This is a genomic window from Micrococcus sp. TA1, from assembly GCF_014199555.1.
Taxonomy (GTDB): Bacteria; Actinomycetota; Actinomycetes; order Actinomycetales; family Micrococcaceae; genus Citricoccus.
Genome location: NZ_JACHNW010000006.1, coordinates 1 through 20,071 on the forward strand (window position 1 = coordinate 1; position 20,071 = coordinate 20,071).

Consider the following 20,071-nt stretch of genomic DNA (forward strand, 5'->3'; position numbering starts at 1 on the left):
GAGGCGCTGAGCGACGCGATCCAGGCCGAGTTCATCGGCGGCCGTGGCAACCTGGTGCGCCAGGCGCTGGCCCACGTGGGCTGGGGGCGCTGACCCATGTCCGCACCGAACACGGCCGGCCCGGGCGCCGGCTCCGCCGCCTCGCCCGCCTCCGCCGCGTCCTCCCCCGCGCGCCCCGTCTCCTCCCCGCGGTCCCGGCACGACATCGGCGGGGACTACCTGCGCTCCGTCAAGGCCCAGCAGGTCCAGCCCGGTGACCGGTTCCTGACCCGCAGGGGTGAGCCCTCCGCCCCCGTGACGCAGACCCGCATCACCCGGGACGACTTCGGCACCCCCGCCCTCGTCATCGCCACCCTGGCGGACGAGCGGCAGGTCCGGATCGCCTTCGGCTCCACCATCAGGGTGCGCACCCACCGGCCCGCCCCGGCACTGGACACCGCGGCGGACCTGGCCCCCGTCCAGGCGGGGTCCCCGGAGTCCGTCGTGGTGGAGATCGCCCAGCGCCACCCCGACGACCAGCGCCTGCTGGCCCTGGCCGCCAAGCTCTCGCGCGGGATCAACATGCGCTCGGGTGCCCAGCTCGAGGACATCGACACCATGGCCCGGTACCTCTTCGTGGACCTGGACGACTCCGACGGCGCGCTGCAGGCGACCACGCTGCTGACCTCGCTGCCCTTCGACGGGGCGATGGGCCGGTGGAAGTCGATCGAGTCGGCCCTGGCGCTGGCCGCGAACATCCACCACCACCGCGGCGAGCGGGCCGAGGCCGAGGCGACCGGGGCGCGGTTGCGCGAGCCCGACGAGGCCGAGCCGGACCCCATCCGCGCCCAGCGGCAGGCGGAGTTCCGCCAGCGCCAGCTCAACGAGCCGAACCTCTACGACCGGGAGATCCTGCGCGCCGAGAGCGCCGGGGACCTCGCGGCAGAGCGCGGGTGGCGCGAGTCCCGCCTCTCCACGCTGTTCTACCTGCGGGCCCGCGGGGGCTCCGAGACCTACACCGGCGAGGAGCTGGACCGCCTGGTCCGGCTCGAGGTCCAGGCCCTCCGCGAGCTCGCGGACCGGCAGGCGGCGGCCGGCCCCGAGGCCTGACTCAGTCGCGGGCCTCGGTGGCCGGGTCGGCGTCGTGCCGGACCCACTTGCGCCAGGCCCAGGGGTAGAGCACGCAGGCCACGCCGACGGCCGCGCCGATGACGGTCTCGATGAACCGGTCCCTCAGCAGCGCGGGGCCGTCGACCGGTGAACCGGTGCCCACCGTGACCAGGACGGTGGACAGCAGCGCCAGCGGGGTGACCACCACCTGGGCCAGCACGTACTGCCGGGCGATGTAGAGCTCGGCCAGGGTCTGGAAGAGGGCGATGATGAGGATCATCAGCCAGGGCTCCGGCCGGAGCCAGAGGATCCCGGCCATCAGGATCAGCCCGAGGAAGGTGCCGATGACCCGCTGCAGGCCGCGGTTGACGCGGTACCGGGTGGAGTGCCCGGCCAGCGGGACGACGGCGGCGACCATGGCCCAGTAGTTGTGCTCGATGCCCAGCGCGGGCCCCAGCGCCGTGGCCAGGGAACCCGCGGTCCCGGCGGCGATCGCGTACCACAGGGCCTCGAGCCAGATGATCCGGTGCTCGTCCGAGGTGGACCGGTCCCGGGGGGTCCAGGTGATCGGCTGCCGGCGGGACGGCAGGACGCGCGAGCCCAGGCCCACCACCACGGCCCACGCCACCACGGCCACCGCGGTCAGCATCGCCTCGCCGAGCGGGGGCTGGTAGGGCACCGAGGCCACGGCGGCGAAGGCGAAGATGTGGAACAGCGAGCCCGCCGGGCGCAGCCTCCAGTACCCGGCGACCACCGTGCAGAGGCCGGCCACCACGGTGGTCAGGCCGACCAGCGCCCAGGGGCTCTCGGACTCGGAGACGCCGCTGCGTCCGGCCAGGGTGGCCGCCAGGATGACCGCGATCATCAACAGTCCGGCCCGCAACTGCATGTGCAACCGGACCCCGTGCGTGGTGTTGCGGCCGTAGATGCCGGTGAACGCCCCGAAGGAGGCGAAGATCGCCAGGTCGATCCGGTCCATCAGCAGCAGCACCAGCAGCGGGACCAGCACCGTGATGCCGCAGCGGATCCCGACCTCGTGGTCCTTGTTCGCCGGCGCGATGGTGAACAGCGACGGGACCGGGTTGAGGTCCGACATCCGCATGCACGCCTCCCCTCTCCCGTGATGGTCCTGATGGCTCCTGACTGATACATACCATGGAGGACGTGCCTGAAACCGTTGACTCCCGCCCTGAAGTGACCCACCAGACCCGTGACCGTGAGGCCGGTGACATGCCGGCCCCGGCCTCGCCGCGGGACGCCGGCTTCGTCGTCGGGAGCCGGCTGACCGGTCCGGACGGGACCGCGATGGCCGGGCGCACCGGGACCATCACCACCCCGCACGGGCTGATCCAGACCCCCGCGTTCATCCCCGTGGCCACGCAGGCCACCGTCAAGGCCGTCCTGCCGGAGGCGATGGGCGAGATCGGCGCCCAGGCGCTGCTGGCCAACGCCTACCACCTGTACCTGCAGCCCGGCCCGGACATCCTCGACGAGGCCGGCGGCCTGGGGGCGTTCATGAACTGGTCCGGGCCCACCTTCACGGACTCCGGCGGCTTCCAGGTGATGAGCCTGGGCTCGGGGTTCAAGAAGGTGATCGACATGAAGGGACCGGCCGCACCGTCCGGGCAGGGGGCGGACGACGCGGTGGCCCCCGGCAAGGAGCGGCTGGCCAACGTGGACGAGGACGGGGTCTGGTTCAAGTCCCACCTGAACGGGGACCGGCACCGGTTCACCCCCGAGGTCTCGGTGGGCATCCAGCACCAGCTGGGCGCGGACATCATGTTCGCCTTCGACGAGCTGACCACGCTGCACAACTCGCGCGGTTACCAGGAGGAGGCGCTGGAGCGCACCCGCCGCTGGGCCCAGCGCTGCCTGGACGAGCACGCCCGCCTGACCGGCGAGCGCGCGGCGAAGCCCTACCAGGCCCTGTTCGGGGTCATCCAGGGCGCCCAGTACGAGGACCTGCGGCGCAAGGCCTGCCGGGACCTGGCCGCCATGACCACGGAGTTCCCCGACGACGGCGGGGTCACCTCACACGGCTTCGACGGCTACGGGATCGGCGGGGCGCTGGAGAAGGAGAACCTCGGCACGATCGTGGGCTGGTGCGTGGAGGAACTGCCCGAGGACAAGCCGCGGCACCTGCTGGGGATCTCCGAGCCGGACGACCTGTTCACGGCGGTGGAGAACGGGGCGGACACCTTCGACTGCGTCTCCCCCACCCGCGTGGCCCGCACCGGCGCGTTCTACACCGCCGAGGGCCGCTTCAACCTGCCCGGTGCGCGCTACAAGCGGGACTTCTCCCCCCTGGAGGAGGGCTGCGACTGCTACACCTGCGCGCACTACACCCGGGCCTACATCCACCACCTGATCAAGGCCAAGGAGATGGTGTCCCACACGCTGATCTCCCTCCACAACGAGCGGTTCACCGTCCGCCTGGTGGACCGGATGCGCGCCGCCATCCAGGACGGGACGTTCTGGGACCTGAAGGACGAGGTGCTCGGACGGTACTACGCCTCGTCCCGGCGGGCCCCCTCATCGCTGTGACACGTTCCCGCGCCCACCGGGTCCGGGAGCGCGGGAACGTGTCACCGGGGTGGCCGCGGTGCCGCCCTAGCGGGACGCCACGTGCGTGGACAGCTGCTCGAGGGACTCCAGCAGCTCCCGGGTGTACGGGTGGCGCGGGGCACCGAAGACCTCGTCGGCCGGTCCGTGTTCCACCGCCTCGCCGTCCTTCATCACCAGGATCTCGTCGCTCATGTGGTGGATGACGCCCAGGTCGTGGGAGATGAACAGGTAGGTGGTGCCGAGGGTCTCCTGCAGTTCGGTGAGCAGGTCCAGCACCTGGGCCTGGACGGAGACGTCCAGGGCGGAGACGGCCTCGTCCAGCACCACGACCCGCGGTTCCGGTGCCAGCGCCCGGGCGATGGCCAACCGCTGCCGCTGGCCCCCGGACAGCCGCAGCGGGTGCTTGGCGAGGTGCTCGGGGGCCAGGCCCACCAGTCGCGCCCAGTGGTCGGCCCGCTCGGCCAGCTCCGCCCGGTGGGCCCGCCGTGCCCGGCCCGAGGCGAACGGCCCGGGGGCCGAGCCGGCGTCGAGGGCGTCGGTGAGGATCCGCCGGCCGGTCCAGCGCGGGTCGAAGGAGCTCAACGGGTCCTGGTAGACCACGGTGACCTCCCGGCGCCGCGGCCGGCGCCCCGCGACGGACAGCTCGCTCCACGGCGCCCCCTCCAGCAGCACGGTGCCGGCGTCCGGGGCCACGAAGCCCAGGGCCATGGAGGCCGTGGTGGACTTGCCGGACCCGGACTCCCCCACGATGCCCAGGGTCTGCCCGGCCCGCACGTCGAAGGAGACGTCCCGGACCACGGCCCGGTCCCTCCCGTCCGGCCCCCGGTAGGACTTGGTCAGCCCGCGCGCGGTGAGCACGGCGGGAGGCCCCGCCTCGGCCCTCCGCGTGCCGGCCGGCACCGTCCCCCCGGGCCGCTCCGCGGCCCGACCCCGGCCGGCCTCGGTGAGGTACTCGCCCTTGGTGTGGCCGGAGGGCACGGCGTCCAGCAGCTGGCGGGTGTAGGGGTGCTGCGGGTCCGCCAGCACCTCCGCCGCCGTGCCCGACTCGACGATCCGGCCGCCCTGCATGACGAGCACCCGGTCGGCCAGCCGGCCGACCACGGAGAAGTCGTGGCTGATCAGCAGGATCGCGGTGCCCTGGTCCTTGCGCTGGGCCAGGACGTCGAGCACCTGGGCCTGGACGGTGACGTCGAGGGCGGTGGTCGGCTCGTCGGCCACCACGAGCGCGGGATGGTTGGCGATGGCCGAGGCGATCAGCGCCCGCTGGCGCAGGCCCCCGGAGAGCTGGTCGGGACGCTGACCGGCCCGCAGCCGCGGCTCCGGAACGCCGACCTCGGCCAGCAGCTGCTCCACCCGGGCGGAACGCTCGGCACGGCCCCGGACCCCGTGCAGGCGCAGGGACTCCCCGATCTCGGCGCCCACCGTGCGCAGCGGGTCCAGGGAGACCAGCGCATCCTGGAGGATGAAGCCCACGTCCCGGCCGCGGATGGACTTCCAGTCCCCGTCCTGCAGCGTGAGCACGTCCCGGCCGAAGAGGGTGGCGGTGGTGGCCTCCACGTGGGCGTTCGGGCCGGTCAGGCCGATCAGCGTGCGGGCGGTCACCGACTTGCCGGACCCGGACTCACCGATGACCGCCACGCACTCGCCGGGACGGATGTCCACGGAGAGGTCGTGGACCACGTGGCGGCGACGGCCGAGGGCGTCGGTGAACCAGACGTTGAGGTCCTCCAGGACGGCCAGGGCGCCGGTGCCGGCGGGTGCGACCGCGGTGGCGGGAGGTCCTGAGGTGGCGGGGGCGCCCGGGCCGGTGGTGGACCGGACGGATCCTGCGGGGGCCAGGGCGGGGATGACGGTGTCGATCAGGGCGTTCATGAGCGGTCTCCTTCGAGGGTGGACTCCACGTGGCGGCCCAGGACGGTGGCGGTCAGGGCGGCGGCCAGGACGGCAAGTCCCGGGATGATCTCCAGCCACCAGGCGGCGGTGATGTAGGGGCGCCCGGCTTCCAGCAGGGCACCCCACTCCGGCGACGGCGGGGCCACGCCGAAGCCGAGGAACGCCAGGCCGGAGGCCCAGACGATGGACTGGCCGATGCCCAGCGTCAGCACCGCCAGCAGCGGGCGCAGCGCGTTGGGCAGCACGTGCCGGGTGAGGATCCTCGCCGGGTGGTGGCCCAGCGCGCGGGCGGCCTGGACGTAACCGGAGCGGCGCACCGACATCACCTGGGCGCGGACCATCCGGGCGTAACCGGGGGCGATGCCCAGGCCGACGGCCAGGATGAGGGTCTGCACCGACGGCCCGTAGACGGCGATGAACACCATGGCCAGCAGCAGGATCGGGAAGGCGAACAGCACCTCGATGCCGCGGCCGATGATCGCGTCCGCCCAGCGGCCACCGAGCGCGGCCCAGGACCCGAGGACCACGGCCAGCCCCACCCCCACGCCGGTGGCGCCCAGGCCGATCAGCAGGGAGGACCCGGTGCCGTGGACGATCCGCGAGTAGAGGTCCCGGCCGGACTGGTCCGTGCCGAACCAGTGGTCCGGCCCCGGCGGGGCCAGCGGGGCGTCCAGGTCGATGGCCCGGGGGTCCGCGGTCGCCAGCAGCCCGGGGGCGAACGAGGCGATCACCAGCAGCATCGCGAACGCGCCGGCGATCCAGACGGTGGCCGGCACGCGGCGCCAGGACGCGGAGGCGCGGGCGGTGCGGTCCGCGGTGCCGGGACCCGGGGTGGGCGATGCCGGGCCACCGGGGACGGACACCCGGCCGGCAGGTGCGGGGGTCAGGGGCGTGGTGCTCATGCTGCCTCCTTCAGGCGGGGGTCGACGAGGATGTAGGCGGTGTCCACCACGAGGTTGGTGATCACGTAGATCACGGCCACGAGCATCACCACGCCGCACACCACCGGGAGGTCGCGGCCGTTGACCGCGGTGACGAGGACCCGGCCGAGGCCGGGGCGGGCGAAGACGTTCTCGGCGATCACGGCCGCGGAGAACTGGGCCCCGACCGCCCACCCGGTCAGGCTCAGGCCCGGCAGCAGGGAGTGGCGCAGCACGTGGCGCAGTCTCACGCCCCCGTCGGACATGCCCCGGGCGCGGGCGGTGAGGACGAAGGGGGCGTCCAGGGTGCGTTCGAACTCGGTGCGCATCACCTGGGCGAGGAAGCCGGCCAGCGGGATGCCGAGCGTCAGGGCCGGAAGCACCAGGCCGGCCGCGCCGCTGCCCGAGACCACGGGGAAGATCCCGAGCCACAGGGCGAAGACCACCAGCAGGATGATGCCGAGCCAGTACTGCGGCAGCGCCGCCGCCGCGGACTCCAGGCCGGAGAAGATCCTCGAGACCCAGGGGGTGCGCCGGGCGGTGAGCACCAGGAGCACCACGGCGATCACCCAGGCGATGGCCAGGGCCGTGAAGGTCAGCACCACGGTGGGCGCGATCTGGTCGCCGATCACGGTGGTGACGGGCTGGTAGAGGGTGTAGGAGATCCCCAGGTCGCCGCGCAGCAGGCCGCCCAGGAAGTCCAGGTACTGCACGATCAGCGGATCGTCGAACCCGAACGCCTCGTTGATCGGCGCGAGCTCCTCCGGGGTGCGCTCCTGGACCTGGCCGGTCTGCTGGTTCAGCAACAGGGTGGCGCGGTCACCGGGCAGCAGGACCTGGATGAGGAACGTGATGGTGGCCGCCGCCCACACGACGAACACGGCCCCGAGGGCCTTGCGGCCGACGGCGAGGGCCACCGCGGCCGGTGACGGCCGGTTGCCGCGGGGCGGGCGGTCCCGTGCTGCCACCGGGTCCGCAGCGGGGGACGAGGCGGGGGGTGAGGCGGGGTGCGATACGGGGGCTGATGCCGGGTGCACCGGCGGTGGGACGGTGGGTGACGGGCTGGGGTGTCGGGTGCTCAGGGACATGGGTCAGTCCTCGTTCTCGACCGGGGCGTCCGCACTGTCTGCGGTGTCCGGGATGTCTGCGGTGTCCGGGGTGAGGGTGCCGGAGGCGTCCCGGGCGTCCTGGGAGGTGAAATGGGCGTCGTGGAACACCGGGCCGCCCTGGGCGGGGTCGAGCCAGAGACCCGTGACGTCCCCGCCCACGGCCAGCGTGTTGGTCTGGGTGTACAGGCCGATCGCCGGGGCCAGTTCGCTGAGTTCGTGCTGGGCCTGGGAGAACCGCTCCGTGACCTCCTCGGGCGTGGGGGCCTGCAGCGCGGACTGGATGGTCGCGAACACCCGGGACTCGTCCAGGAACGTGGTGTTGGCCCCGTTCGGCGCCTCCTCGGTGGAGGGGCGGTAGTTGATGTTCAGGATCCCGGCGTGCGGGCTCGTCCAGTACCCCACCTGGGCGTCATAGCTCTCCGGGGTGGAGAACGCACCCCCGAAGAACTCGGACGGCGTGCCCGGGCGCAGCACCAGGTCGAAGCCTGCGGCCCGTGCCTGCTCCTGGAAGTTCTGGATCACGGTGTTGCCGTCCGGGGTGATGATGCTGTTCAGGCCGTAGACCACGAGCGCCTGCAGGCGTCGGCCGTCCTTCGTCCGGGTCCCGTCGGGGTCCCGGCCGGTCCAGCCGGCCTGGTCCAGCAGCTCGTTGGCCCGGTGCAGGTCGAACGGGTACTCGGCGGCGGCGTCCTCGTCGTAGTCCGGGGTGGTCTGGGAGAGGTAGCCGCTGGGCTCGAAGGGGACGGTGCCGAGGAAGGCCGAGGCCACGTTGGCCTCCCGGTCCGTGGCGAAGCTCAGGGCCTGGCGGACCTGCTGGTCCGTGAAGATGCCCCGCTGCGTGTTCAGGCTCATCACCACGGGCCGGCCCGGGGTGATGTACTGCGTGAAGTCGTAGTCCTCGCGGGCCTGGGCGATGTTCACGGCCGGCACCTCGCCGATCGCATCCATCTCCCCGGACAGCAGCGAACCGTACCGGGACGTGTTGTCCGGGACGATGTTCCACCGGATGCCCGCCACGTGGGCCGGGCCCCGGTGCCGGGCGTTCTGCGGCGCCCAGTCGTAGTCGTCATTGCGCTCGAACTCGATGTACTCCCCGCGCTTCCAGTCCTTGACGGTGAACGGCCCGGAGCCGATGGGCTCGGTGCAGTTCTCCTCATCGGTGCGGGACTGCAGGGCCGTGGGTGACTGCAGGCCGAAGTAGGACTGGGAGATGGTGGACAGGAACGGGGAGAACGGGGCGGACAGGTGGATCCGGACGGTGTGCTCGTCCAGCACCTCCGAGTGGTCGTAGAACCCGCCGAGGTGGGCGGCGGCGGTGCCGTTGCCGCCGTCCAGCCAGTAATCGAAGTTGTAGGCCACGGCCTCGGCGTCCAGGGCGGTGCCGTCCGTGAAGGTCACGTCCTCGCGCAGCCGCAGCGTCCAGGCCCGGCCGTCCTCCGACACCTCCCAGCCGGTGGCGATCCAGGGGACCACCGAGCCGTCCTCGGTGTGGGACACCAGGTTGTCCAGGACCTGGCGGGCGGTGAAGTTCTCCTGGATCCAGCCGCCGAAGATGCAGTTGGGCTCCTGGAGGTGGCCGTACTCGATCACGCCGCCCTGGACCGGCCCGGCACCGGCGGCGCCGGTCAGCGCCGCCTGGTCCGGGCCGGCGTCGGGATCCGTTCCGGCGCCGCGACCGGTGCCGGGACCTGCGGAGCAGGCGCTCAGGACCAGCGTGGCCGCGGTCAGGACGGCGAGCCCGGTGGTCCGGGGCCCGGGGAGTCGAGGGGTGCGGGGCGTCGTCCGGAGTCCGGGCGCGCTCGGGGAAGGTGGGGTGCTCATGGGGTTCCTTTCGCCGTGATCCAGCGCAGGCAGAAGTGGGTGGTGGGGCTCAGGCCCCGGTCGGCACGGTGGCGAAGGCGCCCCGGTACCGGGCGGCCGGGTGCGTCTGGGGCAGGCGGTCCCGGCCGAAGAGCTTCTGGCGCAGGGTGCCCGGCGCGTACTCGGACTGCGCCAGGCCGCGCTCGCGCAGCACGGGCAGGACCTGGTCCGCGAACTCCTCGAAGGAACCGGGGATCACCCAGTTGATGACATTGATGCCGTCCACGCCGGCGTCCTGCCAGTCCTGGAGCCGGTCCGCGATCTGCTCGGGGGTGCCCACCAGGCGGTTGTTGCGGTGGCTGCGCCAGGCGACGTCGGCGACCACGGGCTCGCGGTCCGTGATGGCCTTGGAGGTCCACTCGGAGAAGCCCTTCTGGGTGTTGGTCTCCAGGTCTTTCAACGGGGTCTCGGGAGGGTAGACACGGCCGTCCGGGTCGACCAGGGCGGCGTGGGCCAGGTAGCCCTCCACGGAGGCGTACTCCTCGTACTCGGCCAGCGTGCGCCGGGCCTGCTGCTCCGTCTCGCCGATGACGAAGCTCAGGCCCTGGAAGAACTTGATGTCCTCCGGTGCCCGGCCGGCCTCGACGGCGCGGCGGCGGGTGTCCTCGATCTGCTGGCGGGCGATGTCCGGGGTCGCCGCGATGAGGAACACGGCCTCGGCGTTGCGGGCGGCGAAGTCCCGGCCGGAGGCGGAGGATCCCGCCTGGTACAGCAGCGGTGTCCGCTGCGGGGACGGTGAGGGCAGGTGCGGGCCCTCCACCGAGTAGCGCCGGCCCTCGTGGTGGATCTTGTGGACCTTCGCCGGGTCCGAGTACCGGGAGCCCTGCCGATCCTTGACGACCGCTCCCTCGTCCCACGAGCCCTCCCAGAGCTTGTAGGCGACGTCCACGTACTCCTCGGCCCAGGCGTAGCGCTCGGCGTGGTCGGTCAGCCGTGGCAGGCCGAAGTTGCGTGAACCGTTGTCCTGGGTCCCGGTGACGATGTTCCAGGCGATCCGGCCGTTCGAGATGTGGTCGAGCGTGGAGAGCTGGCGGGCGAACTGGAACGGGTGGGACTGGAAGACGTTGGAGGTGGTGGCCAGGCCCAGGTGCTCGGTCACCACGGCCAGCGCGCCGAGCAGCACGGTCGGGTCGTTGGAGGGGATCTGCAGGCCCTCGTTGACGTACACGGAGTAGTCGGCGTCGGCGTCGCCGTAGTGGCCGACGACGTCCGCGAAGAACATGGCGTCGAACCTCGCGGCCTCGAGGGTGCGGGCCAGGTCGATCCAGGTGCGGACGTCGGTGAACTCGGCCTGCCCGGCGTCGGGGCGACGCCACTGGCCGTGGTGGATGTGACTGGTGGTGTTCATGACGAAAGCGTTGAAGTGCAGGGGCGTGCGGGCGATGGGGGCCATGGTGTCTCTTCCCGGTCGGTGGCACTCCGGGGATGCCCGGAACGCACCGGGGCGCGCGCAGGCGGCCTCGATGCACCGGGCGGGGTGCCGTACTTGCCGGTCACGGGTGCGTGCCGGCCGAATCATCACCTGGAGCACCCCACTACAGCGAGAGGGTTGCTGTCCGGTCAGCCAGGGCTTATGGCCGGATCTCGTGATTCCGTTACCGAGCGTAGACCCCGGCGCCGGTCCCGCCAAGGGATCCGCCGGCACCGGTTAACGTCCCGTCATCCCCGGCCGGGGCGAGGGCCACCGGGTCCTTCCATGACGCCGGGGGGACATACGGCGACATCTGCGCGGGCCGGGCACGCGAAGGCCCCCGCCGTGCGGTGCACGACGGGGGCCGGTGGCGCAGGCCAGGACCGTGGGTCAGGCGGAACCGATGCGGTAGGACCGCGACGGCGGGGTGGCGTTGACCTCCCACTCGCCGATGATCCGCGCGCGGTAGATGAGCGGATTGTGGCTGGCCAGCACGCGCGCGTTGCGCCAGTGCCGGTCCAGGCGCCTCGACTGGCTCGTGGCCGAGGCCCCGCCCACCTCGAACAGCTGGGTCGCGGCGGCCAGCACGTTCTTCGCGATCACCTGCTGGGCCTGGTAGACGCGGACGTACAGGGCGTTGACGTCCTCCTCCGGCAGCACCTCGCCCCCGGCCTCGCGTTCGAGGATTCCTCCCAGGGCGGCGACCACCGCGTCGAGCGCCACGCGGGAGGCGAAGGCCGCCGAGGAGAGCTCACCGACCACCTGCAGCACCTGGGCGTCGTCACGGGGCAGTTCGGTCACCCCGTGACTGAAGGACCGGCGCCGGCCGCGTACGTAGTCCCCGGCGTCACGCACGATCGCCTCGGCGATGCCCGTCAGGGTCGCCAGGTGCAGGAACTGCCAGGACGCCTGGCCGGTGGCCACGCGGGTGCCGTCGTCCAGGCCGGAGGTGTAGACCTCCTCCGGGTCGACCGGGGTGTTGTCGAACACCGTGGTCCCCGAGGCCGTGAGCTGCTGGCCGAACCCGTCCCAGTCGTCCAGGAGCCGGACACCGGGGGCGTCCGCGGGCACGGTCGCGGCGATCTCCTCACCGCGGGCGTCGACCGCCGCCACGATGATCCAGTCCGCGTACAGGGACCCGGTCGAGTAGTACTTGGTGCCGTTGAGCCGCCAGGTGCCCTCGGCGTCCTGCACCAGCCGGGTGGTCCCCTCCCCCACCGCGTTGTTGACCTCGGTGATGGCGTTCCCGACGACGGCCCCCGCGCCCAGACGGCGCAGCCAGCGGTCCCGGAAGGCCGCGTCCGGGTGGCCCAGCACGTTCTCCTGGTTGATCAGGTGGGCACGCAGCGCCTGGGTCAGGTTGGAGTCCGCGGCGGCGAGCTCGACGATCAGCTCCGCGGACTGGGCGAAGCTCAGGCCGGCGCCGCCGTACTCCACCGGCACGCGCAACGAGGTGAAGCCGGCCTCGGCGAGGCGGCGCACGGCGTCGCGGTCGATGATCCGGTCCGCCTCCCGCGCGGCCGCGCTCGATGCGATGGACCGGAAGACCGGGTCCAGGCGCTCGCGGACCTGCACGAACCGCGCTGCGGACCGGTCGGCGGGGTGGTCCGCGGGCCGGCCGGGTGTCCCTGCCGTGGCCGGGGAACCGGCGAGCGGGGCGCGTCGTTCGGATGTCGTGGTCATCATGCTCCTTCGGTGGTGGATGCGGTGGGCGCTCCCGCGCCGGCGGCCGTGGCGCCGGCCCGCGGGTCGGAGTTGCGGGCGGTGGAGTGGAACGGCGGGACGGTGCCGTTGATCCGGTGGTCCCCGACCGCCTGGGTGCGGTAGATCAGCGGGGTGTGGCTGGCGACGGTGCGGGCGTTCAGCCAGTGCCGGTGCAGGTGCCGCGAGGCGTCCGTGGCGGAGGCGCCACCGGACTCGAAGATCTGGTTCGTGGCCTCGAGGATCAGCTCCGAGACCACGACGGTGGCCTCGGACAGGGCGACGTTGGCGCGGGTGTGGGCGTCCAGCACCACCGGGTCCTCGAGGTCCAGGTGGCCGCGCACGCTCCGGTAGGAGTCCTCGACGACGGCGGCGGCACCGGTCACGATGTGCCGGGCGGCGGAGACCTTGGCGGAGACGGAGCCGATGACCTGGTGGACCAGCGGGTCCTCGGCAGGGGTCTCGGCGGTGGCGTGGTCGTAGGTGCGCCGGCGAGCGCGCACGAAGTCCGTGATCGAGGACAGCGCGGCCACGCCGATGCCGGCCTGCGTGGCGGCCAGCACGACCCACAGCACCGCATAGGCCAGCACACCGGTGGGGACGTTGAACTCCTGGGTCCGGTGCGCACGCACGGGGACGTCGTCGAAGGTGGTGGTGCCGGAGGCGGTGAGTCGCTGTCCGAAGCCGTTCCAGTCATCGGTGCGCGTCACGCCCCGGTCCCTCGCGTCCACGATGGCGAAGATCGGTCCCTCGTCCTCGCGGCCGGGCCGGGTGGCCGTCACCAGCAGGTAGTCGGCGAAGACGGCCCCGGTGGAGTAGAACTTGTCCCCCGTGATCTCCGCGATCTCGGTGTCCCCGACCGCCGCGGCCGCCTGGGCGGTGTCCGGGTCCACGTCGACCCAGCGCACGGGACGCCTGCCCGCGGAGGGCGGCAACTCGACGAGGGCGTTGCCGAAGATCCTCCCCGCGGCCACCTCGGCGAGCCACCACTCCGACACTGCTCCCTGGGACTCGTTCTGGTGCTGCTCGGTGAACATGAAGTGCCCGTGCAGGGCCTGCGGCAGGTTCGAGTCCGCGGCGGCCAGGTCCACCAGCAGGCCGGTGAGCTGGGGAAGGCTGGCCCCGATCCCGCCGCGGTCGCGGGCGAGGCGGACCCGGGTGAATCCCGAGCCGCGCAGGTGCTCGATCGCGGCGAAGGCCAGTTCGTGGTCCTGCTCGCGCTGGTGGGCCCCTTCGGCGATGAGCCGGAAGACGGGGGCGAAGTGCTCGCTGAGCTGCGCGTCCGTGGGCGGTGTCCCGGCGGTGGCGGCCCTGAGCTCCTCGAAGCGGGGCAGTCCGGCCCGGGGGGCGTCACCGGGGACTGGGGTGTCCTGCGGGGTGGCGGTGTGGGTCACGAGGGAGCCTTTCGGTCATCCGTGGCACCCGGGGCCCGTGCGGGCCGCGCGGGGGATGCCCGGCCCGCGGCCGCGCGTGGTGTCCCCCGAGGTGGTGCCGTACTTGCCCGCAGCGGTCGCGTACGGGCCGAATCATCACCTGGAGCACCCCACTACGGAAGAGAGGGTTGCCGTCCGGCCAGCCAGGGCTTGACACCGGATCTCGTGATTCTGCAGCCACCGTAGGCGGCGGCCTGCGCCGGGCCAACCGTCGGGGTCATGTTTCGCCACCGCGGGTCACATAGCCCGCCCGTCCCGCTCGCGCACCCCGCGGATGACGCCCGATGACGCCATCAGGACATCGGCACCGGGTGACGTCGCCGGCACGGCATCCTCGTCACGGGGTGGGGCACGCCCCCCGGTGCGGGCGGTCCACCGCCCCTCGGTGGGCTCAGCCCGCCGCCGGGGCGCCGTCCCCGTCCTGCAGCGCCCGCAGGGTGTTCTTGCGGATCTTGCCGGTGGCGGTGCGCGGCAGCTCCTGCACGAACTCGACCCGGTCCGGGACCTTGAACCCGGCCAGGCCCTGCCGGCAGTGGGCCCGCAACTCGTCGGCGGTGACCTGCGCACCGGCCTCGGTCACCACGAACGCCACCGGGCGCTCACCCCACCGGTCGTCCTGGACACCCACCACGGCCACGTCGGAGACCTTCGGGTGGGCGTGCAGCACGCCCTCCACCTCGATGGAGGAGATGTTCTCCCCGCCGGAGATGATGATGTCCTTGGCCCGGTCCATCAGCTGGATGTAGCCGTCCGGGTACATCACCCCCAGGTCACCGGTGTGGTACCAGCCGCCCCGGAAGGCCTCCGCGGTGGCCTCGGGATTCTTGAAGTACTCCTTCATCACGCCGTTGCCGCGCAGCACCACCTCGCCGAGGGTCTCGCCGTCGGCGGGCACCCGGTTCAGGTCCGCGTCCATGACGGCCACCTCCCCGGCGTGCACCATGGGCACGCCCTGCCGGGCCATCAGCCGTGCCCGCTCGGCGGCGGGCAACCGCGCCCACGCCGGCTGCGGCTCGCAGATGGTGAACGGACCGTAGACCTCGGTCAGCCCGTAGACGTGCACGGGGGTGATGTTCAGCGACTCCAGCGCCTCGATGACCGACGGCGGCGGTGCGGCCCCCGCGGTGGTCATCCGCAGTTCCCGGTCCAGGGGGCGGGCGCGCTCGGACTCGTGGATCATGGCGCACACGATCGGCGCCCCGCACAGGTGGGTGATGCCCTCGTGGTCGAACGCGTCCCAGATGGCGTCCTGCCGCACGGCCCGCAGACAGACGTGGGTGCCCGCCGCGGACGTCACGGCCCACGGGGTGCACCAGCCGTTGCAGTGGAACATCGGCAGGGTCCACAGGTAGCGCGTGGCCCCGGTGTAGCCGTTGTGGAACACCGCGCCCTCGGCCGCCAGGTACGCGCCGCGGTGGGTGTAGAGCGCGCCCTTGGGCGGTCCGGTGGTGCCGGAGGTGTAGTTCAGGGTGATCGGTGCCTGCTCGTCCGCCACCCGCCAGGGCAGTTCGGGGCCGGCCGACCCCTGGGCGAGGAAGTCCTCGTAGGTGAGCGAGCCGGCGTCGGGGTCCACCGGGCCGGCGTGCCCGGCGTCGGTGTCCACGATCTCGACCACCAGGGGGGCCTGCGGGAGGTTCCCGACGACGTCGCGCACCGTGGCCACGACGTCACCGTCCGCGAACACGACCCGGGCCTCGGAGTGCTCCAGGATGTAGGCCAGCTCCCGGGCGGTCAGCCGCGGGTTGAGCGGGCTGAGCACGCCCCCGGCCAGGGGCACGGCGAAGTGCGCCATGAGCATGGCCGGGATGTTCGGGGCGATCACCGTGACCGTCTCACCCGGCTGGATCCGTGCCCGCACGGCCCGGGCCAGCTGCTGGACCTCCGCGGCGAACTCGCGGTACGTGGAGCGGCGGGCCCCGTAGACCACGGCCTCGCGGTCCGGGAACACGGCGGCGGCCCGGCCCAGGAATCCCAGGGGCGTGAGGGGTTCGGTGGAGGCGGCGTGGACGTCTGCCGGGGCGGCCGGTGCGGGCCCGGGCTGGGCCTGGGGCGGATGCTGCGTCATGGCGGGCTGTGTCATGGAGGTGATCCTCTCAGGCGAAGGCGGAGACGCCGGTCAGGTCGCGGCCGATGATCAGGGCCTGGACGGTCTCGGTGCCCTCGTAGGTGTGCAGGGCCTCGATGTCGGCGAAGTGCCGGCCGACCTCGTGGCGGATGAGGATGCCGTTGCCCCCCAGCAGGTCCCGGGCGTCCTGGGCGATGGACCGTGCGGCCCGGGTGGCGGAGTACTTGGCCAGGGACGCCTGGGGCCCGGTGAGGGTGCCGCGGTCCTCCAGCTGCGCGGCCCGCAGCACGAGCAGCTGGACCTGGGTGAGCTGGGAGAGCATCCGGGCCAGGCGCTCCTGGACGATCTGGGAGGCGGCGAGCGGGCGGCCGAACTGCCGGCGCTGCTGCACGTACTGCAGGGCGCCCTCGAAGCAGCCCAGGGCCTGGCCGACGGCGGACCAGGCCACGCCCACGCGGGTGGAGAACAGCACGCGGGAGGTGTCGCGGAAGGAGGTCGCGTCCGGCATCACGTGGTCCTCGGGGACGAACACCCCGTCGAGGGTGATGTCCGCCTGGTGGATGGCGCGCAGGGCGATCTTGCCCTCGATGACACCGGCCCGGTACCCCTCGGACTCCTGCGGGACGATGAAGCCGCGGACCTTCTCGTCCTCGGTGGAGCGGGCCCACACCACGGTGATGCCTCCGCTGGCACCGTTGCCGATCCACTTCTTGTGGCCGTTGAGCAGCCAGCCGCCGGCGGTGGGCGTGGCCGTGGTCTCCAGGCCGACGGCGTCGGAGCCGTGCGTGGGCTCGGTCAGCGCGAAGGAGCCGAGCAGCTCGCCACGGGCCAGGGGCGTCAGGTACCGCTGCTTCTGCTCCTCGGAGCCGCACAGTTCGATGGAACGCATGGCCAGCCCGCCCTGCACGGCCACGACCGTGGCCAGGGAGCCGTCCCCGCGCGAGAGCTCCATGGTGGCCAGGCCCGCGGCCACCCGGGAGACCTCCGGCAGCCCCTCCACCGCCACGCCGTCGCGCAGCAGGTCCATCCGGCCCATCTGCCCGACCAGGTCCAGCGGGTACTGCGCCAGGTCCCACGCCCGGTGCATCTGCTGCAGCACCTGGGGGGTGACGAACTGGCGGGCCCGGCGCCAGAGCGCCAGTTCCTCGTCCGGCAGGTCGGCGAAGACCGCGTAGGCGTCGGTGTCCAGCGCCGCGCTGACGTCGTAGTCGGGCTCCGCGGTGGGAAGCTGCGGGCGATCGGTGGGTGCCGACACGTCGGACTGGGTGGTCATGGGGGCCTCCGGAGACGTTCAGGGTGACGCCCACCACTATCCGATGACACCCAGTCTCATGTCAAGAGACGCGGTATCATGAGCGCATGGACCAGCGCACCGCCCCGCAGACCCTGACCGCCCTGCTGCGCCTGCTGGACGCCCAGGGCTGGGACGGCACCACCGTGGACGAACTGGCCCGCGAGGCCGGGATGAGCCGGGCCACCTTCTTCCGGACGTTCGGCGGCAAGGAGGACGTGGTGTTCGCCGACCACACGGACATGCTCACCCGGCTCGAGGACTTCCTGGCCGGCACCGACCATGACACCGCCTCGGCCCTGCGCGAGGGGTTGCTGCTCGTCTTCCGCCATCACCTGGAGGATGCCGACCGCACCATGGCCCGCCACCGGCTGCTGCGCCAGTCACAGGCCCTGCGCAACCGGGAGCTGCTGACCTCGCACCGCTACGAGGCGGTGTTCCGCCACTGGCTGGCCGACCGCCTGGCGGCCACGGGCGCCCTCGCTGACGAAGCCGACGTCGGGCCCCTCTCGGCGGCACTGGCCGGAGCCTGCGTGGCCCTGCACAACTCCTACCTGCGCCGGTGGCTGCGCGAACGGGACGACACCCTGCGGGAGGAGTTCTCCGCGCAGGCCGGGCAGCTCATCCGCGTGATGCTGCAGGGCTACCGGGAGCCGGCGGCCGCCGCCGAGGCGCCGGCGCAGCGGCCCGTCGCCGTCGTGACGGTGGTCGGGCAGCACGCGGACACCGAGGAGATCGTGGACGCGGTGCGCCGGGCGCTGGGCTGAGGCCGGAGGGCACCCCGGCCCGGGCCGGGGTCAGGCATAGGCCGGCTCGGCCCGCTTGACCCGGCCGATCACCCACATGGTCACCGGGGACAGCACGATCTCGACGACCGACTTGAACACGAAGCCGACCACCACGTAATTGAGGAACGTCGGCACGTCCGTGATGCCGATGACCCCCGCGGCGATCGAGCAGAACACGAGGGTGTCCAGGAACTCGCCGACGAGCGTGGAGGCGGCGATGCGCCCGAACAGCTGCCGCTCCCCCGCCCGGCGCTTCAACCGGACCATGAGCCAGGAGTTCGCCAGCTGGCCGACGAGGAAGCCGAGCAGGGAGGCCAGCACGATCAGGGGCACGGGGGCCAGGGTGCGCACGAGGGCGTCCTGGCCGTCGTACCACTCGGCGCCGGGCAGGGCGATGATCACCCAGTAGCAGCCGGCGGCGAAGACCGAGAGGGCGAAGGTCGTGATGATGGCCCGCCGCGAGGCCCGGAAGCCGTACACCTCGGAGACGACGTCACCGATGATGTAGGCCAGCGGGAACAGGAAGAAGCCGCCGTCCGTGACGATCGGCCCGAAGGTCACGCCCTTGGAGGCCCCGATGTTGGACAGGATCAGCACGGTGGCCATCACGGCGGTGAACACGGCGTACAGGCCGGTGCCGGTGGGGGCGAAGCGGGCCGCGGTTCCCGACGGCGGCGCGTCCCGAGGCCGGTCGGGCGCCGGTGCGCCGCCGGACTGGCCGTCGGACTGGCCGTCGGACTGGCCGTCGGGCCGATCCTCCGGCCAGGCGGCAGGGTGGACAGGATGGTGGTCTGCGGGGGTCATCGATTCCTCTGAGGTGGTGGTTCGCCTGGCGGACGGCCGGCTGTATTAGCACTCACGGTCCTCCGGACACGGCGGTCGGCGGTCTCCACGACCCCGCACTCACCCGCTGCCCCGGGTGGCGTCGGAAGGACGGTCCATTGTTTCACAGCGGCCGGCGCCGACCCCGCGCGGGGGCCAGCCGGAGGCCGCCCCGGCCCCGGGGCGTCGCGGCCGGGACTCGCCTGAGCAACGTCTACGCTCGGATCATGACGACCCCCCGATGGACCGCCCTCACCCCCCTGGTCCGCGAGCGCCGCTTCGGTGTCATCGACCGGCCACGGCTGGCCGAGCACCCGGCCTTCGCGGCCGCCTCGACGGCTGCGGTGGTGGGGTTGAGCCTCATCGACCCGCGCCGCCTGGACGGTGCCGCCCGGGCCGCGTACCGCCTGGCGACCGCCGCCTTCACCGGTGGCTACGTGGCCGCCACCGTGCCGGCGGACCTGCCGGTGGCCACCGAGACGCGCGCCGCCGTCGGGACGGCCGCGGGCGGCCTCGCCCTGGGACTGGCGGACCAGTTCGAGCGGCTCGACGGGCGGATCTCCGACTGGCTGACCCAGCGCGGGGTGAACCGCCCGCGCTGGGTGATGGCCGGGCTGGGTGCGGTGGGCGCACTGGCCGGATACGCCTGGGACCGCGCAGAGGGGAGGCGGTGGCTGTCCGTCCTCGAGGCGGCCGGGGACGCCGAGACCGGGATGGACCTGCGGCCCGTGGCCCCCGAGGTGCGCGCGGTCCTCGAGGCACTGCTGGTCGACGGCGTGCCGGGCGTCGAGGCCCTGCGGCGGCAGCTGGACTCCGTCCGGGAGCAGTGGCAGGGCGAGGGGTTCTCCCCGGACGCCTGGTTCGAGGTGCACGAGGACGCCCCGCGCATCGCCCCGCGGACCCAGGTGTGGCCCGTGGCCGGGCTCGTCCAGTGGGGCGGGGCCTGGTTCGAGGCCCGGCTGCAGGTCCACCAGGGCCGGCTCGAGTCGCTGTCCCTCACCGTCGCCGACGACCAGCGCGGCGGCGAACCCGGCGAGGCGGCCGCCTCCGGACTGCTGGACCGGTGGCCCCGGGTGGAGGAACTGGAGATCGCGGTGGAGACCCCCGACCCGGTCCGCTGAGCC

15 protein-coding genes, 1 pseudogene and 2 riboswitches are annotated in these 20,071 nt (G+C 72.9%); of the genes and pseudogenes, 5 read left to right on the forward strand and 11 right to left on the reverse strand.

Annotation, left to right across the window (positions count from 1 at the left end; genetic code table 11):
* Positions 1-93: pseudogene (locus GGQ69_RS15385) on the forward strand (DUF4916 domain-containing protein); the annotation flags it as partial.
* A 3-nt stretch (positions 94-96) separates the two neighbouring features.
* The gene (locus tag GGQ69_RS15390; protein ID WP_183530149.1) at positions 97-1,089 is read left to right on the forward strand and encodes a DUF6707 family protein; all 993 of its coding nucleotides are present in this window, start codon (positions 97-99) and stop codon (positions 1,087-1,089) included.
* A gap of 1 nt (position 1,090) precedes the next feature.
* On the opposite strand, the gene GGQ69_RS15395 is transcribed toward GGQ69_RS15390, so the two are convergent.
* Positions 1,091-2,191: an FUSC family protein gene (locus tag GGQ69_RS15395; RefSeq protein ID WP_183530151.1), complete on the reverse strand. Its 1,101-nt coding sequence runs from the start codon at positions 2,189-2,191 to the stop codon at positions 1,091-1,093.
* A gap of 128 nt (positions 2,192-2,319) precedes the next feature.
* Here GGQ69_RS15395 and tgt point away from each other — a divergent pair, with 128 nt between their 5' ends.
* Positions 2,320-3,633 (forward strand): tRNA guanosine(34) transglycosylase Tgt, encoded by a 1,314-nt coding sequence (tgt, locus tag GGQ69_RS15400; protein WP_183530196.1) that lies wholly within the window; start codon positions 2,320-2,322, stop codon positions 3,631-3,633.
* Positions 3,634-3,699: 66 nt separating this feature from the next.
* Here the strand turns inward: tgt and GGQ69_RS15405 are convergent, their stop codons facing one another.
* The 9 genes from GGQ69_RS15405 to GGQ69_RS15445 form a co-directional block, all read right to left on the reverse strand.
* Entirely contained in the window at positions 3,700-5,526 is a 1,827-nt protein-coding gene (locus GGQ69_RS15405) for an ABC transporter ATP-binding protein (RefSeq protein WP_183530153.1), read from the reverse strand.
* A complete protein-coding gene (locus GGQ69_RS15410) occupies positions 5,523-6,449 on the reverse strand; it encodes an ABC transporter permease (protein ID WP_183530155.1) in 927 nt (308 codons plus the stop codon). The genes GGQ69_RS15405 and GGQ69_RS15410 overlap by 4 nt, the downstream gene beginning before the upstream one ends.
* The gene (locus GGQ69_RS15415) at positions 6,446-7,435 is read right to left on the reverse strand and encodes an ABC transporter permease (RefSeq protein ID WP_298042743.1); all 990 of its coding nucleotides are present in this window, start codon (positions 7,433-7,435) and stop codon (positions 6,446-6,448) included. Before GGQ69_RS15415 ends, GGQ69_RS15410 begins: the two co-directional genes overlap by 4 nt.
* 123 nt (positions 7,436-7,558) lie before the next feature.
* The gene (locus GGQ69_RS15420; protein WP_183530157.1) at positions 7,559-9,397 is read right to left on the reverse strand and encodes an ABC transporter substrate-binding protein; all 1,839 of its coding nucleotides are present in this window, start codon (positions 9,395-9,397) and stop codon (positions 7,559-7,561) included.
* Positions 9,398-9,446: 49 nt separating this feature from the next.
* Positions 9,447-10,829 (reverse strand): LLM class flavin-dependent oxidoreductase, encoded by a 1,383-nt coding sequence (locus GGQ69_RS15425; RefSeq protein ID WP_183530159.1) that lies wholly within the window; start codon positions 10,827-10,829, stop codon positions 9,447-9,449.
* 84 nt (positions 10,830-10,913) lie between these two features.
* Positions 10,914-11,028: riboswitch (SAM riboswitch) on the reverse strand.
* Between the two features lie 209 nt (positions 11,029-11,237).
* The gene (locus GGQ69_RS15430) at positions 11,238-12,533 is read right to left on the reverse strand and encodes an acyl-CoA dehydrogenase family protein (RefSeq protein ID WP_255459795.1); all 1,296 of its coding nucleotides are present in this window, start codon (positions 12,531-12,533) and stop codon (positions 11,238-11,240) included.
* Complete coding sequence (locus GGQ69_RS15435) at positions 12,530-13,942, reverse strand: acyl-CoA dehydrogenase (protein WP_183530161.1); 1,413 nt, start codon at positions 13,940-13,942, stop codon at positions 12,530-12,532. The genes GGQ69_RS15430 and GGQ69_RS15435 overlap by 4 nt, the downstream gene beginning before the upstream one ends.
* Positions 13,943-14,036: 94 nt before the next feature.
* Positions 14,037-14,152: riboswitch (SAM riboswitch) on the reverse strand.
* A gap of 220 nt (positions 14,153-14,372) precedes the next feature.
* Positions 14,373-16,061 carry an AMP-binding protein gene (locus GGQ69_RS15440; RefSeq protein WP_255459796.1) on the reverse strand — a complete coding sequence of 563 codons (1,689 nt, stop codon included), beginning with the start codon at positions 16,059-16,061 and terminating at the stop codon, positions 14,373-14,375.
* Positions 16,062-16,074: 13 nt separating this feature from the next.
* On the reverse strand, positions 16,075-17,319 hold the full coding sequence (locus GGQ69_RS15445) for an acyl-CoA dehydrogenase family protein (protein ID WP_183530163.1): 1,245 nt from the start codon (positions 17,317-17,319) through the stop codon (positions 16,075-16,077).
* Positions 17,320-17,405: 86 nt separating this feature from the next.
* On the opposite strand from GGQ69_RS15445, the gene GGQ69_RS15450 reads away from it, so the two are divergent.
* Positions 17,406-18,104, forward strand: coding sequence for a TetR/AcrR family transcriptional regulator (locus tag GGQ69_RS15450; protein WP_183530164.1), 699 nt, complete (start codon positions 17,406-17,408; stop codon positions 18,102-18,104).
* A gap of 30 nt (positions 18,105-18,134) precedes the next feature.
* On the opposite strand, the gene GGQ69_RS15455 is transcribed toward GGQ69_RS15450, so the two are convergent.
* The gene (locus tag GGQ69_RS15455; RefSeq protein ID WP_183530166.1) at positions 18,135-18,929 is read right to left on the reverse strand and encodes a queuosine precursor transporter; all 795 of its coding nucleotides are present in this window, start codon (positions 18,927-18,929) and stop codon (positions 18,135-18,137) included.
* A gap of 245 nt (positions 18,930-19,174) precedes the next feature.
* Here GGQ69_RS15455 and GGQ69_RS15460 point away from each other — a divergent pair, with 245 nt between their 5' ends.
* The gene (locus GGQ69_RS15460) at positions 19,175-20,068 is read left to right on the forward strand and encodes a hypothetical protein (protein WP_183530168.1); all 894 of its coding nucleotides are present in this window, start codon (positions 19,175-19,177) and stop codon (positions 20,066-20,068) included.
* Positions 20,069-20,071 lie beyond the last annotated feature (3 nt).